This window comes from Pseudomonas costantinii (assembly GCF_001870435.1).
In the GTDB taxonomy this organism is placed as follows: domain Bacteria; phylum Pseudomonadota; class Gammaproteobacteria; order Pseudomonadales; family Pseudomonadaceae; genus Aquipseudomonas; species Aquipseudomonas costantinii.
Genome location: NZ_MDDR01000005.1, coordinates 169,615 through 183,973, shown reverse-complemented (window position 1 = coordinate 183,973; position 14,359 = coordinate 169,615). Strand labels below are relative to the sequence as shown.

Sequence of the window (14,359 nt, the reverse complement as noted above, 5' to 3'; positions counted from 1 at the left end):
CCTCGTAAAGGTGTGTCAATGAGTAGTACGCAAAGCTCCAATGACCTCGAACAGGGGCTCAAACCGCGTCACGTCACCATGCTGTCGATTGCCGGCGTTATTGGTGCCGGTTTGTTTGTCGGCTCCGGCCACGCGATTGCCGCCGCCGGGCCTGCTGTGCTGTTGGCCTATGCGGCTGCCGGTACGCTGGTGGTATTGGTGATGCGCATGCTGGCCGAGATGGCCGTGGCCTCGCCGGACACCGGTTCGTTTTCCACCTACGCCGACCGTGCGATCGGTCACTGGGCCGGTTTCACCATCGGCTGGCTGTACTGGTGGTTCTGGGTGCTGGTGATTCCGTTGGAAGCCAACGCCGCTGCGACCATCTTGCATGCCTGGTTCCCTGACGTGGCGATATGGGCGTTTACCCTGATCATCACCTTGCTGCTGACGGCGACGAACCTGTTCAGCGTGAAGAATTACGGTGAGTTCGAGTTCTGGTTTGCGCTGATCAAAGTCGTGGCGATTGTCGGCTTTGTGATCCTTGGCCTGGCCGCGATCTTTGGCTTCCTGCCGACCAGCCAGGTCAGCGGCGTTTCGCACTTATTTGACACCCAAGGCTTCATGCCCAATGGCATGGGCGCAGTATTGGCTGCGATCCTGACCACCATGTTCTCCTTCATGGGCACCGAGATTGTCACCATCGCGGCGGCTGAGTCGAAGAACCCTGGCCAGCAAATCACCAAGGCCACCAACTCGGTGATCTGGCGGATTGGTTTGTTCTACCTGCTGTCGATCTTCATCGTTGTGTCGCTGGTGCCTTGGAACGATCCGACCCTGGCGGCCGTAGGTTCCTACCAAACCGTGCTGGAGCGCATGGGCATCCCGAATGCCAAGCTGATCGTCGACCTGGTGGTATTGGTTGCCGTGACCAGTTGCCTCAACTCGGCGCTGTACACCGCCTCGCGCATGCTGTTTTCCCTGGGGCGTCGCGGTGATGCACCGGCCGTGGCCAAGCGCACCAACAAAAGCGGCACACCTTACTGGGCGGTGATGCTGTCCACTGGCGCAGCGTTCCTGGCGGTATTCGCTAACTACGTGGCCCCGGCGGCGGTATTCGAGTTCCTGCTGGCCAGCTCCGGCGCCATCGCGTTGCTGGTGTACCTGGTGATCGCGGTATCGCAACTGCGTATGCGCCAGAAGCGCACGGCGGCGGGCGAGAAAATTGTGTTCAAGATGTGGTTGTTCCCGGGCCTGACCTACGCGGTGATGGTGTTCATCGTCGGCACGTTGACCATCATGCTGTTCCAGGAAGCGCACCGGGTCGAGATTATCGCAACCGGTATCCTGAGCTTGCTGGTGGTGTTGGCGGGGTTGTTTGTGGCGAGCCGTCGCAAGGCCCAGAGAGTAGGCGCTGCGGTGCTGAACTGATGGCGTGCGGTTGTTAGAGCGCAGCTAAACCATGTGGGAGCCGGGCAAGCCCGGCTCCCACATTTGCTTATGCGTCAGTCTTGCGAGTTGACCAGCGCCTGGGACGCCGCAACGTAATCCGCCTGGAACTGCGGCGATTCAATCCACGCCAGCGCGGCCGCTTCATCATCGCTATCCGTGGCCCACTGCCGATATTCGATCAGCGCCGCCAGGATAAAGTCGGTGGCTTCCTCTTCGCCTTCCTGCTCCAGCACCAGTGCCAGCAACGGGTGCGCCAGGAATACCGCACACAGCGCCTGCTGGCTGGTCTCGCCCGCCGTGCGCATCTCGACAAACAACTCGGTCAAGTCCACCGACTCAAGGTCAATGCGGCTGTCATCGCCGGCAAACGCATCCGGCTTGGTCGCGACGGCGCGCTGGGTACGGTTCTGCTTGGCCTTGGCCTTTGCCCGGTGGGCACGTTTTTGCTGCTTGTTCGGCGAGGCCATGGGCTCACGTCCTTGGTTCAGGATCTGGGTGGCGTATTGAAGCGCAGGTTGGGGGAAATCCCAAGGGAATCTAAGTGCGTTCCGTCACACGGTGCCCTGGTGTGCCTTGCGCCAACTCGCCTTGTTGCAGCCATGCCAATGCAATCGGCCACAACCGGTCCTGATACTCACTGCGAAAGAATGCAAAATGTCCGACGCCTTTTTCGCCAATATCTTCCGGGGCGATCCGTAGATGAGTGCGCACGCTGCCTTTGAAATAGCTCAGTAAGCGCTCAATTGCGGCCACCGTTCCGAATGGATCATCGGTGATACTGACGGCCAGCACCTGCGCCTTCACGCGGCCAAATGGCAACTCACTCAAGGTGCGTCCGCTAGGGCGTGTTTCATACGTCGGCGTCGGTGTTGCCCAGTCGCGCACCACGCCTGCCGGCGTATCTTCCAGCCAGCCCAGTCGCTTGCCTGGGAAGTACCCGCACAGCGCGGTCACCAGCGGCATCATCACATGCCACTTGCCAAACATCCGCCAGCGCCCACTCGCCTGGTAATCGCGCCAGTAAGCGAACTGAGCGCCCACTGTCACAATCCGTCGAATCACCGCGCCCGACGCCCCCAACCCCGCTGCACAACCACCAAAACTGTGGCCGACCACGTCAATTGGCTGCCCCGCAAACTCCCGTTGCGCCCGCTGCAGCACCGCTTCGAAATCCAGCACGCCCCAATCCGACCATGACGCCTTGAAGCCTCGCAGCGAACCGCTTCTGGATTCACCGATGCCGCGATAATCGTAAGTAATGACGTCGAAGCCATTGGCAAACAGGTAGTCGGCGAAGCGCGAATAGTGGCGGCAGCGCACAGAGGTGGCGGCGTTGATGATCACCACGGGGCGTGTCGGGTCGGTTCTGATATGGCGCCAGGTGAAGCCGCCCAGGAGGTAGCCGTCGGCAGCGGGCTCGCGGAATGTTTCTGGAGCGGGTCGTGTGGGCAGGTTCATGGGGCGGCTCGGTGCTTGCGCTTTCGGTATGGGCTTGAAGGCCCGCGCGCTTTTATAAGAAACCGAAATTAACAAATTTAGCGCGGCGTGGGCGTAAGGATTGTCGCGATGCTCGACCTTATCTGCTTGGGTGCTTAGGCTTACGGTCTTTTGATCGACCAGAGTCAGCCCATGACCCGCGACACCCTCGAACACAACCAGATCCCGATCTACTTCGTCGCAGTCCTCCTGGCTGTCGCGTTCGGCGTGCTGGCCCCCTCGTTGGCGCATGGCCTGAGCGTACTGGTCACCCCCGCGATTGCGGTGCTGATGTACGCGATGTTCCTGCAAATCCCGTTTCTGGACCTGCGCCAAGGCTTGGGCAACAAGCGCTTCATGTCGGCATTGTTGCTGGCCAACTTCGTTTTGATCCCGCTGCTGGTCTGGGCGCTGACGCGGGGGCTGGTCGACCACCCGGCGATTCTGGTGGGGGCGCTGTTGGTGCTGCTGACGCCGTGTATCGACTACGTGGTGGTGTTTACGCATATCGGCAAGGGCGATTCGCGGCTGATCCTGGCGGCGACGCCGATTCTGTTACTGCTGCAACTGGTGCTGTTGCCGGTGTATCTGGGGGTGATGCTCGGGGCGCAGTCGCAAGTGGTTGTTTCGGCGGGGCCGTTTATTGAGGCGTTCCTGTTGCTGATCGTAGCGCCGATGGTGCTGGCGGTGTTGACCGCTTCCCTGTCCCGGCGATCGCGTGTCATCGGCGCATGGAGCGAGGCCTGGGCCTGGCTGCCTGTTCCGGCCATGGCGCTGGTGTTGGTGGTGGTGATCGGTTCGCAAATCACTACCGTGGTGCGCGATATAGCCCTGCTGGCTCCAGTGATCCCGGTGTATGTCGGCTTCTTGCTGCTGGCGCCGCTGATGGGAGCGCTGGCAGCGCGGCTGTTCAAGTTGCCGGCCGTCACGGCCCGGGCGGTCACGTTCAGCGCTTCCACGCGCAACTCGCTGGTGGTGCTACCACTGGCCTTGGCGCTGCCTGAAGATATTCGTGGGTTGGCCGCTGCCGCGGTGATCCTGCAGACCTTGCTCGAGCTGATTGGCGAGTTCATCTACGTGCGCTGGGTGCCACGGCTGGTATGGCCCGTCGATCGCTAGGGCGATGAATGTTTGACTTCGTTCAGGCGCTATTCAGGGATGGGGCGGGCAACATGGCGCGGCTCATTTCACCTGACAGGCTTAACAATGGATCAACACAATCGCTTTCGAATGGAATCGCTGGGTATTTTTCTGATTGCCTTGCTGCTGTTTACCCTGGGGATCTGGGATCAGGCCCCGCAGGGCTTTGACGGCCGCTGGGCCGTGTTCATGCAAGAGATGTTTCGTCACGGCGCGAGTCTCTTTCCTAGCACCTATGGCGAGCCTTATCCGGATTACCCGGGTACCGCGACCTATTTCAGTTTTCTCTTCGCCCGCTTGTTCGGAGCGCCCAACGTCTTGGCCAACATCATGCCCACCGCCTTGGCTTCTGCTGGGGTGATGGCGCTGATCTACCGCTTGCTGGTGCCTTCCGGCCGAGCATGGGCGCTGCTGACGGTATTGCTTACCGCATTGACTGCTCAGTTGTTGGAAAAGTCGCGCTCGGTATGCCTGGATCAAATGGTTTCCTTGCTGTGCCTGGGGTGTTTCTACCTACTGCATACCGGTGAGCGCACCGGCTCGAAGCTCCGGCAGTATGCGGTCTTCCCCTTGTTTGTGGTGGCGTTCGCTATTCGTGGGCCGCTGGGGTTGATCGAGGTCTGTGGGGTTGCCTGTGTGTATTGGGCGCTAAGCCCGGCCGGTACTCGGGAAGACAGGATTTTCCTGCTGAAAAAGGTGATTGCCCACGGTGTTATCGGCCTGATCCTGCTCGCCGGTTGCTGGTGGGTACTGTTGAAGCTGGCCCGGTTCAGCGGGGGTGACAGCTTTGCCGATGACGTGCTCAGGATGCAGGTGGCCGGTCGCCTCGACGAAACCGGCGAGCCGTTTTACTTCTACTTCAAGCTGAGCCTGTACCGCTATTTCCCGGTGGTACCCCTGGCGCTGGCGACGCTGATTGCCCTGCGTCACAAATGGTCGCTGCGTCATGCGGATGCCGACGTACAGCTAATGCTGCGCCTGGGCGCCTGTGGCCTGATGATTCTGTTGGGGTTGTCGGTCCCGCACTTCAAGCGGGCCTATTACATTGTGCCCATGGTGCCCATGTTTGCCGCTGTGGCTGCGTATGGCCTGCTTCAGGCTCAAGGCTGGCTGCTTAGCGTACGCCGCGGTTATGAGTGGCTGGTGGCGCTGTTACCGGCTCTGGCGATCCTCGCGGTGTTTGTTTGCCGCTATTTGTGGAACAAGCACGGTTACTGGCCTGACGTTTCCGTGCCGGTATTGGTGGGCGTGCTGATTGTTTTGCAGTTGGCTGCCATCCTTGTCTGGCAGCGTTTACAGGGCCGTGTGGCGCAGCGCCTGGTGATACTCAGTTTGATCGCCCTGGCCACCCAGTGGCTGGTGCTGGTCAAGGCGGTTGAGCCGTCCAAGGACCTGCAATTCGACACCCGCAGCTTTGTGGGTGCGGTAGAAAAACTGCGGGCCGGGAACCCGGGGACGCTGGTGTTCCTCAACCTCAACAAAGACACCTGGGCGATTCGCTACATCATGAACCTGGATCACGACGAGCAGCCGCTGTTTATTGGTGGCAATCAGTTAGAGCGGTTGCAGACATTACCTCGTCCGGCCTGGGTCATTGTGGCGCGCAAAGAAACCGAGCTGCTGCGCGGTACGCCGCTGGAACATCTTGCGCCGGTATTCAATGGGCGACTGAATGACAATCCGCTGTTGGTTTTCCAGGTGCAGTGAGTCAGTCGCCGTACTCATCATGGCGGTTAGGGCTAGGCCTTTGGGTAAATAGTCCCGTTGTCGCGCAACGGGACGCTGGCTCCATGCTTTCGCCTTAGTCGCTGTGCTTACAAATCTCCCCTATTTTCGCAGCGTAACTCTGTCCCAGAATCCCGGCGTCGTTTAGACACAAACCTGAATCCGGGAACTCACATGACCAACTATCTGCACCTGAACCGGGCCAATTGGGATGAGCGCGCTGCGCTGCACGCCGAGTCGCCCGACTATGCCTTTCAAGCCTTCGTCGAAGACCCAGGCTTCCTCTCCGAAGTCGTGCGTTTTGACCTGCCGCTGCTGGGAAGTATTGCCGGCCTGCGCGGTGTTCACCTGCAATGCCACATTGGCACCGATACCTTGTCGCTCTCCCGGTTGGGCGCGCAGATGAGCGGGCTCGACTTCTCTGCGGCGGCATTGGCCGAGGCGCGTGCGCTGGCAGAGCGCGCCGGCGCGCACATCGACTTCGTCGAGTCGGACGTTTATAGCGCCTCGACGGTGCTGCCGGCCGGTAGCTTTGACTTTGTGTACACCGGCATCGGCGCACTGTGCTGGATACCCAGCATTGACGACTGGGCTCGCAACGTCAGTGAGCTGCTCAAGCCGGGCGGCCGGTTGTTCATTCGCGAAGGCCATCCGGTGATGTGGGCGGTCGACGAACGTCGTGATGACCTTTTGTCCCTCACGCTGCCGTATTTCGAGCGAGAAGAACCGCTGGTGTGGGATGACGCGAACACCTATGTGCAAACCGATAAAACGCTGACGGCGTCGGTGACTCACCAATGGAACCATGGGTTGGGGGAAATCATCAGCGCGCTGCTCAAGCACGGCCTGCAGATAACTGGGCTGACTGAGCACCAGAGCGTGCCTTGGGAGGCGTTGCCGGGTCAGATGAGCTGCGACAGTCACGGTGAGTGGCGACTGAATGAGGCGCCGTGGCGGTTGCCGCTGAGCTATACCCTGCAAGCGATCAAGGGCTCGTGAGTTTCCCCTGCTCGGCAGGACAAATCGCAGGCAACAAAAAACCCGCACTAGGCGGGTTTTTTGTGTGTTTCAGATGACATTTGCACCACCTGAAACTAATTAGTGGTGCCCAGAGACGGAATCGAACCGCCGACACGGGGATTTTCAATCCCCTGCTCTACCGACTGAGCTATCTGGGCAACGGGGCGCATTAAACGGGTTTTTCGGGGGGTCGTCAAGCAAGTTTTCAAAAAATATTTAATTATTACCGTCGCTTACGTGCCGACCCCGGATTTTGATCAATTATTGAGCAGGCGGCACGTAGCCGTCAGCCTTGGCGTAATCCTCGCCGGAAAAGAACTTGTCCATCTCGCCTTGAAGATATTTACGGTCTTCGGCGTTCATCATGTTCAGGCGCTTTTCGTTGATCAGCAGGGTCTGGTGTTTTTGCCAGTCGGCCCAGGCCTTGGCGGAGACGTGATCGAAAATGTCCTGGCCCTTGGCACCCGGGAACGGGGCACGCTCCAGGGCGGGTAATTCTTCGTGGTATTTGCGGCACATGATGGTGCGGGTCATGACAAAACTCCTGCGTTCAATACATCGGCCGCGCGCTTCAGCAGTTTTTTCACCGGGGCGGCAAGGCCCAGGCGCGGCGGGGTGGCGAGGTTATACCAGAGCCAGTCGGCCTCGGCCACGTGATGGGCGGATTCCTCGACGTGCACCAGCCAGGGTTCGATAGCCAGTTGGAAGTGGCTGAAGGTGTGGATCAGCCCAGGCAGTTCCTGGTGCTTGCCCAGTTCCAGCGCGTGCTGGTCGGCCAAGTGTTCCAGGTCTTGCAGGTCGTCCAGTTCCGGCAGGCTCCACAAACCGCCCCACAGGCCCGTAGAAGGGCGGCGATAAAGCAGAATTTCGCCCTCTGCATTGGCCAGCAGCGGCATCAGCGTGCGCTTCTGCGGGATGGTTTTACGCGGCTTGGGGATCGGGTAGCGCGTCTCCAGGCCGAGCATATGGGCTTCGCAGCCTTTTTCCAGTGGGCACAGCAGGCAGCTGGGCTTGCTGCGCGTGCAGAGCGTGGCGCCCATGTCCATCATCGCCTGGGTGTAGGCGTTGACGCGGTCGTGAGGCGTAAAGCGCTCTGCAGTGGCCCACAGCTGCTTGGCGACCTTGGGTTCGCCCGGGTAACCCTCTTGCGCCGTAAAGCGTGCCAGCACGCGCTTGACGTTGCCATCGAGGATCGGCGCACGCAGGCCCATGCTCAGGCTGGCAATCGCACCGGCGGTGGAAAGGCCAATGCCGGGCAGCTCGGTGAGTTTTTCGACATCCCTGGGAAACTCGCCAGCGTATTCGGCGACGACAATCTTGGCGGTTTTCTGCAGGTTGCGCGCGCGGGTGTAGTAACCCAGGCCCGTCCACAGGTGCAGCACTTCGTCTTCCGGCGCGGCGGCCAGGGCTTCGACCGTTGGCAGGGAGGCCATGAAACGGTCGAAGTAATTGAGCACGGTGCTGACCTGGGTCTGTTGCAGCATGATCTCCGAGACCCACACCCGGTAAGGCGTGATGCCCTGTTGCCAGGGCAGGTCATGGCGACCGTGGCGGTCGTACCAGTCCAGCACCGCCTGTGAAAACTGCTCGTTTCTCATCGTTTAAACAGGCCTTTCAGAGCGTCTTTGAGCTGCGGGTTGACCTTGTCGAGCTTCTCTTCAAGTTTCTCGCTGAGCTTGTTGCCGGCCGCCTTGATTGCGACCTGGGTCAAGCCGTCCTTGTCCAGGCGGCAGGCCTTGGCGCCCAGCTCCAGCGGGCCACGGCAGCGCAGCGGCACTTCGATGCCCTGGAAGTTGGAGCCGACTTGGCAGGCCGGGTCCGGCACATCGCGTTGGTCGCCTTCGACGATGATGCCGACGCGATAATCCATGCCCAGCACGCGCAGGTCGACGTCACCATTGCCGTTGACCGTCAGGCCCGGAATGCGCACTTTCAGGTCAGGGTTGCTGGCCACGCCGTTACGGAAAGTCAGGTTGCCGCGCAGTTCCTGGAATGGCGTGTCTTTGCCTTGCGGCGTGCTGCTCAGGGTTTTGCGGTTGAGCAGGGCGATGCCGGTACACAGTTGTTGTTCAAGGTTGGCGTTGAGCAACATGCCGTTGTTGATCACGAAGCTCGCCGTGCCATTGAGGCTGTCGATCAGCGCTTTTTGGCTGTTGCCACGGCCGCTGAGGTTGCTGTCCAGAGTGATCTGGCCTTTCACCGGCGGGTTTTGCCCCTGGGCTTGCAGGATGCGTTCAACCGGCACTTGCTTGATGTGGCTTTGCAGCGCTAGCACCGGGATGTCCTGGCGTACATCGAGCGTGCCGTTGGCCTGGAACGTACCGTTGTAGAGACCGCCACTCAGGGTGTCGAGCTTGAGCTGGCCGTCGATGCCGGATGCTTTCAGTGCAGCATTCTGGATCGGCAGCTTGCTCAGGGTCAGTTGGCCAAAGGCCAGGTCGGCGTCTATATCGAGCGTGCGCAGGCGGGTCAATGGCAGCAGTTTGTCGGTGCTCCACGCGCCTTTGGTGGGGGCGTCCGGCAGCGGTGTAGTGCCACCGGCGGCCATGGCACCCATTTCGCTGTTCTGTACTTCGGCCTGGCGGGCAGCGGCTGCACCTTTGGCGGATTCGGACTTGGCCGGCAGGTAATTGTCGGCGTTGAAAGTGTCGCCTTTGAGCTGTACGCGCAGGGATTGCTTGGCGAAATCATCCACCGCGACGCGACCGGTGAAGGTGCTGCCATCAAGCTTCAGGTTCAGGTCTTCCAGAGCAACGCTGGTGGGCGTGCCCTTGAGTCGGCTGACCAACTCGACCTTGCTCAGGCTGCCCTCGGCCATGGCCGGCAGCGGGTGGCCGACGCTGTCGAGAAACTTGGCCAGGTCAAACTGGGCGATGGACAAGGCGCCGCTGATTTGCGGGGTTTTGTTCAGGTCGTTGACCTTCAGCTCGCCCAACGCACGCAGTTGGTTGGCGGAGAGTTTCAGGTTGGTCCATTCGGCGATGTTGGCCGCCAGGTCCACCAGCAGTTGACCTTGTGTGGAAAAGCTCACGGTCTTGTCTTGCAGTGGCTCGCCAGTGACTTCGCCACTGAGCTTCATGTCTTCGAACTGATAGCGCTTGAGGGCGCGCTGGATGCGCAGGTTGCCGTTGAGCTCGGCCTTGACGCGCATCAGCGGCTGGTTGCTGCCGAAGAATGCGGTGAGTTTCAGCGGAATGCTGGCGCCTTCGTGTACTGCGCCGGCGCTCAGTTGGATGCTTTCGGCACTGAACTGCTTGCCGGTCTGCTCATCGTTGTATTCGACGCGGGCGTTGTTGATGGTCAGGCTGTCGATGTCCAGGCGGATCGGCTTTGGCGGCTTTTCAGGCTCCTCGGCGGCAGGCTGCTCCACCGGGGCGGGGGCATCGACGCTCGCCACGGGGGCGATCTTGCCGATGTCTTCCCAGTCACCGTGACCTTGCTTGTCGCGGTTCAGGCGCAGGTTCAGGCCTTCTACACGTACGTCGCTCATCTGTACTTCACGGCGCAGCAGCGGCAAAACACGCACCGACAGGCCGAGCATCTGCAGGTCGGCGAAGGGCTTGGTCGGATTGGTCAGGGTCGCCACGCTGGCTTCGTGCAATTCCAGGCCAAGCCAGGGGAACAGGCTCCAGCCGATATCGCCATTGAGCGTCAGCTCGATGTGGGCCTTGTCGCGGGCAATCTGGCGGATCTCGTCTTTGTAATCGTTGGGATCGAAGAGGTGGGTCAGGGCAAAGCCCAGGGCCACAATGATCAGCAACAGCCCGAGAAGTACCAGACCCAGGATTTTGCCGAACGCTTTCATGGGCGAGTCCTTGTATGTCGATTTCAAAAATTAGCCGCAGAGTATAACGCCCGACGGCTTACGTCAGTTCACGCATCGTTACATTGTATCTAGCCGCGGCAAAACGGGATTTTGGCGTCAAACAAACCAGATTGCGCGAAAAAGGTGATATCAGTTTGGTTTTTCTGTCATCCACTGGTGCTAATCTGCGCACGTTCGTCTGTCGTCTGCGACACAACGTCGCGTTTAAAGGAGCTTTACTCAACAACAACGGCCAACGCTTTGCGTGCAAGGCCGAGGGAGAGAGCGCCTGACGGACACATACTAATAACTGGGGGAAACACCAATGAGCACTAGCACTGCGGCAGGTATTAGCGCCGCACAGCCTGCGTTCCTGTCCAAGGAGCGCATCATCGCCAAGCCGGGGTTCAACCGCTGGCTGGTTCCACCGGCCGCCCTGGCCATCCACCTGTGCATCGGCATGGCCTACGGTTTCTCGGTGTTTTGGCTGCCGCTGTCCAAAGCGTTGGGTATCACGTCACCGGTCGCCTGCGCGCCGGACATGAGCTTCATCGCGCAAATCTTCTCGTCCCAATGCGACTGGCCCATCTCCATGCTGGGCTGGATCTACACCCTGTTCTTCATTTTCCTGGGCTGCTCGGCAGCGATCTGGGGTGGCTGGCTGGAACATGCCGGGCCACGTAAGGCTGGCGTTGTATCGGCGTTGTGCTGGTGCGGCGGCCTACTGATCTCGGCGTTGGGTATCTATACCCACCAGATTTGGCTGATGTGGATCGGCTCCGGCGTCATTGGCGGTATTGGCCTGGGCCTGGGCTATATCTCGCCCGTGTCGACCCTGATCAAGTGGTTCCCGGACAAGCGTGGCATGGCTACCGGCATGGCGATCATGGGCTTCGGTGGCGGCGCGATGGTGGGTGCTCCCCTGGCTGCAGCGCTGATGGGGCATTTCGCCTCGCCGACCAGCGTGGGCGTGTGGCAGAGTTTCGCGGTCATGGCCGTGATCTACTTCGTGTTCATGATCGGTGGTGCACTGTCGTACCGCGTTCCGCCGACCGGCTGGAAGCCTGAGGGCTGGACCGCCCCGGCGAAAAAAGCCAGCAACGCGATGATCACCCATCGTCATGTCCACGTGAACGTGGCCTGGAAAACCCCGCAATTCCGCCTGGTATGGCTGGTGTTGTGCCTGAACGTCTCCGCCGGTATCGGCATCCTCGGCATGGCTTCGCCGCTGCTGCAGGAAGTGTTCGGTGGCAAGTTGCTGGGTAATGGCCTGACGTTTGGCCAACTGGATGCCGGTCAACTGGCCTCCATTGCGGCCATCGCCGCAGGCTTCACCGGCTTGTTGAGCTTGTTCAACATCGGTGGCCGGTTCTTCTGGGCGTCGTTTTCCGATTACCTGGGTCGTAAAAACACTTACTTTGTGTTCTTCGCGCTGGGCTTTGCCTTGTATGCGCTGATCCCGAACCTGGGGCACCTGGGCAACGTGGCGCTGTTCGTGGCGGCGTTCTGCATCATCCTGTCGATGTACGGCGGTGGTTTTGCGACCGTTCCGGCTTACCTGGCCGACCTGTTCGGCACCCAGATGGTTGGCGCGATCCATGGTCGCCTGCTGACCGCATGGGCGGCGGCGGGCGTATTGGGCCCGGTGTTGGTGAACTACTTGCGTGAGTATCAGCTGAGCATCGGCGTTGAACGCGCTGCGGCTTACGACATCACCTTGTACATCCTCGCAGGCCTGCTGGTACTGGGTTTCATCTGCAACCTGCTGGTTCGCCCGGTGGCCGACAAGTACTTCATGACCGACGCAGAATTGGCCGCTGAACAAGCGCTGGGCCATGACAAAGGCGCTGATGCCTCCACTTCTCTGGAGTGGAAAGCAGCGTCCGGTAGCGTGCCGTTGGCGGTCGCAGCCTGGCTGGTGGTGGGTATTCCGTTGGCGTGGGGTGTGTGGGTGACCCTGCAGAAGACGGCAGTGCTGTTCCACTAACTCCGTACTGATCGTTCCCACGCTCCTGCGTGGGAATGCCTCCCGTGACGCTCTGCGTCACCCTTGCGCTAGGCTTGAACCTTGCGATGTGACTGGGACGCAGAGCGTCCCTGGTGGCACTCCCACGCAGAGCGTGGGAGCGATCTTTGTGCACCATGCTGGGGCGCCTGAATCAACTCGTCAGTCTTATCCCCTCCGATGTTTCTGTTTAGCGCCCGCGCCCCTATAATGGCTGCCTTTTTCGCCCAATGATTTTGCGGAGCTGGTGATGGCCGAACGTAAGGCGTCCGTCGAGCGCGACACTCTGGAAACCCAGATCAAAGCCTCGATCAACCTGGATGGCACCGGAAAGGCCCGATTTGATATCGGTGTACCTTTTCTTGAGCACATGCTGGACCAGATCGCCCGTCACGGGCTGATCGACCTGGATATCGTCAGCAAGGGCGACCTGCATATCGACGACCACCACACGGTGGAAGACGTAGGCATCACCCTCGGCCAGGCTTTTGCCAAGGCCATCGGCGACAAAAAAGGCATCCGTCGCTACGGCCACGCCTATGTCCCGCTGGACGAGGCACTGTCGCGTGTAGTTATCGACTTCTCCGGCCGCCCTGGCTTGCAGATGCACGTGCCCTACACCCGCGCCACCGTGGGCGGCTTCGACGTCGACCTGTTCCAGGAATTCTTCCAGGGCTTTGTTAACCACGCACTCGTCAGTCTGCACATCGACAACCTGCGCGGCACCAACACCCACCACCAGATCGAGACCGTGTTCAAGGCTTTCGGCCGCGCGCTGCGCATGGCCGTGGAGCTTGATGACCGCATGGCCGGGCAAATGCCATCGACCAAGGGCGTCTTGTAATGCAGACGGTCGCGGTTATCGATTACGGCATGGGTAACCTGCACTCGGTGGCCAAGGCCCTCGAGCACGTAGGTGCCGGTAAGGTGTTGATCACCAGCGATGCCAAGGTGATTCGCGAAGCCGACCGGGTGGTGTTTCCCGGCGTTGGTGCGATTCGCGATTGCATGGCCGAAATCCGCCGCCTGGGCTTTGACAGCCTGGTGCGTGAAGTCAGCCAGGATCGCCCCTTCCTCGGCATCTGCGTAGGCATGCAAGCCTTGCTCGACAGCAGTGAAGAGAACGACGGCGTTGATTGCATCGGCCTCTTCCCTGGCCAGGTGAAGTTCTTCGGCAAGGACCTGCATGAAGACGGTGCCCACCTGAAAGTCCCGCACATGGGCTGGAACGAAGTCCGTCAGACCGTGGATCACCCGCTGTGGCACAACGTGCCGGACATGGCGCGTTTCTATTTCGTACACAGCTACTACATCGCCGCCGGTAACCCGCGCCAGGTGGTGGGTGGCGGGCACTACGGCGTCGACTTCGCCGCCGCGCTGGCCGAAGGTTCGCGCTTTGCCGTGCAGTTCCACCCGGAGAAGAGCCATACCCATGGCCTGCAATTGCTGCAGAACTTCGCCGCCTGGGATGGGCGTTGGTAAATGACCAAGAAGCCGAAATTGCCGGTCTTGAACCTCACGCCCGAACAGGAGAGTGAGGCTACCCTCAAGATCAAGCGTTTCATGGAGGACCGTTTCGAGCTCAAGCTGGGCTCGTTCGAGGTCGCCGAGATTCTTGAGCTGTTTACTACCGAAGTTGCGCCGCACTATTACAACAAGGCGATTTTCGACACGCAGACGCTCCTTAAAGAAAGGTTCGAAAGCATCGAAAGCGACTTGTGGTCGCTTGAGAAACCCTGATTTCCCAAGCATTGCTG

Annotated in this window: 13 protein-coding genes and 1 tRNA gene; 8 read left to right on the top strand and 6 right to left on the bottom strand. The window is 60.2% G+C overall.

Annotated elements, in window-relative coordinates:
• Positions 1–18 precede the first annotated feature (18 nt).
• Complete coding sequence (gene gabP / locus BFL40_RS02920; RefSeq protein WP_071482591.1) at positions 19–1,410, top strand: GABA permease; 1,392 nt, start codon at positions 19–21, stop codon at positions 1,408–1,410.
• Between the two features lie 74 nt (positions 1,411–1,484).
• Here gabP and BFL40_RS02915 read toward each other — a convergent pair whose 3' ends face one another.
• Together BFL40_RS02915 and BFL40_RS02910 are read right to left on the bottom strand one after the other, a co-directional pair.
• Positions 1,485–1,898 carry a hypothetical protein gene (locus BFL40_RS02915; protein WP_071482592.1) on the bottom strand — a complete coding sequence of 138 codons (414 nt, stop codon included), beginning with the start codon at positions 1,896–1,898 and terminating at the stop codon, positions 1,485–1,487.
• Positions 1,899–1,968: 70 nt separating this feature from the next.
• Positions 1,969–2,889 carry an alpha/beta hydrolase family protein gene (locus BFL40_RS02910; protein WP_071482593.1) on the bottom strand — a complete coding sequence of 307 codons (921 nt, stop codon included), beginning with the start codon at positions 2,887–2,889 and terminating at the stop codon, positions 1,969–1,971.
• A gap of 171 nt (positions 2,890–3,060) precedes the next feature.
• Here BFL40_RS02910 and BFL40_RS02905 point away from each other — a divergent pair, with 171 nt between their 5' ends.
• The 3 genes from BFL40_RS02905 (at position 3,061) to BFL40_RS02895 (ending at position 6,771) form a co-directional block, all read left to right on the top strand.
• Complete coding sequence (locus BFL40_RS02905) at positions 3,061–4,026, top strand: arsenic resistance protein (RefSeq protein ID WP_071482594.1); 966 nt, start codon at positions 3,061–3,063, stop codon at positions 4,024–4,026.
• An 87-nt stretch (positions 4,027–4,113) separates the two neighbouring features.
• Entirely contained in the window at positions 4,114–5,754 is a 1,641-nt protein-coding gene (locus tag BFL40_RS02900) for an ArnT family glycosyltransferase (protein WP_071482595.1), read from the top strand.
• Between the two features lie 192 nt (positions 5,755–5,946).
• Positions 5,947–6,771 (top strand): class I SAM-dependent methyltransferase, encoded by an 825-nt coding sequence (locus BFL40_RS02895; RefSeq protein WP_071482596.1) that lies wholly within the window; start codon positions 5,947–5,949, stop codon positions 6,769–6,771.
• A 103-nt stretch (positions 6,772–6,874) separates the two neighbouring features.
• Here BFL40_RS02895 and BFL40_RS02890 read toward each other — a convergent pair.
• From BFL40_RS02890 to BFL40_RS02875, 4 genes are all read right to left on the bottom strand, one after another.
• A tRNA-Phe gene (locus BFL40_RS02890) sits at positions 6,875–6,950 on the bottom strand.
• A 103-nt stretch (positions 6,951–7,053) separates the two neighbouring features.
• A complete protein-coding gene (locus BFL40_RS02885) occupies positions 7,054–7,326 on the bottom strand; it encodes an oxidative damage protection protein (protein ID WP_071482597.1) in 273 nt (90 codons plus the stop codon).
• Complete coding sequence (gene mutY / locus BFL40_RS02880) at positions 7,323–8,390, bottom strand: A/G-specific adenine glycosylase (RefSeq protein ID WP_071482598.1); 1,068 nt, start codon at positions 8,388–8,390, stop codon at positions 7,323–7,325. Before mutY ends, BFL40_RS02885 begins: the two co-directional genes overlap by 4 nt.
• Positions 8,387–10,597 (bottom strand): AsmA family protein, encoded by a 2,211-nt coding sequence (locus BFL40_RS02875; RefSeq protein ID WP_071482599.1) that lies wholly within the window; start codon positions 10,595–10,597, stop codon positions 8,387–8,389. Before BFL40_RS02875 ends, mutY begins: the two co-directional genes overlap by 4 nt.
• Before the next feature lie 325 nt (positions 10,598–10,922).
• Between BFL40_RS02875 and BFL40_RS02870 the strand changes: the two genes are divergently transcribed.
• The 4 genes from BFL40_RS02870 (at position 10,923) to BFL40_RS02855 (ending at position 14,342) form a co-directional block, all read left to right on the top strand.
• Positions 10,923–12,584 carry an OFA family MFS transporter gene (locus BFL40_RS02870; protein WP_071482600.1) on the top strand — a complete coding sequence of 554 codons (1,662 nt, stop codon included), beginning with the start codon at positions 10,923–10,925 and terminating at the stop codon, positions 12,582–12,584.
• A gap of 268 nt (positions 12,585–12,852) precedes the next feature.
• Positions 12,853–13,446 (top strand): imidazoleglycerol-phosphate dehydratase HisB, encoded by a 594-nt coding sequence (gene hisB / locus BFL40_RS02865; RefSeq protein WP_003218037.1) that lies wholly within the window; start codon positions 12,853–12,855, stop codon positions 13,444–13,446.
• Complete coding sequence (gene hisH, locus BFL40_RS02860) at positions 13,446–14,084, top strand: imidazole glycerol phosphate synthase subunit HisH (RefSeq protein WP_071482601.1); 639 nt, start codon at positions 13,446–13,448, stop codon at positions 14,082–14,084. Before hisB ends, hisH begins: the two co-directional genes overlap by 1 nt.
• Complete coding sequence (locus BFL40_RS02855; RefSeq protein ID WP_071482602.1) at positions 14,085–14,342, top strand: DUF2164 domain-containing protein; 258 nt, start codon at positions 14,085–14,087, stop codon at positions 14,340–14,342.
• Positions 14,343–14,359: the final 17 nt, after the last annotated feature.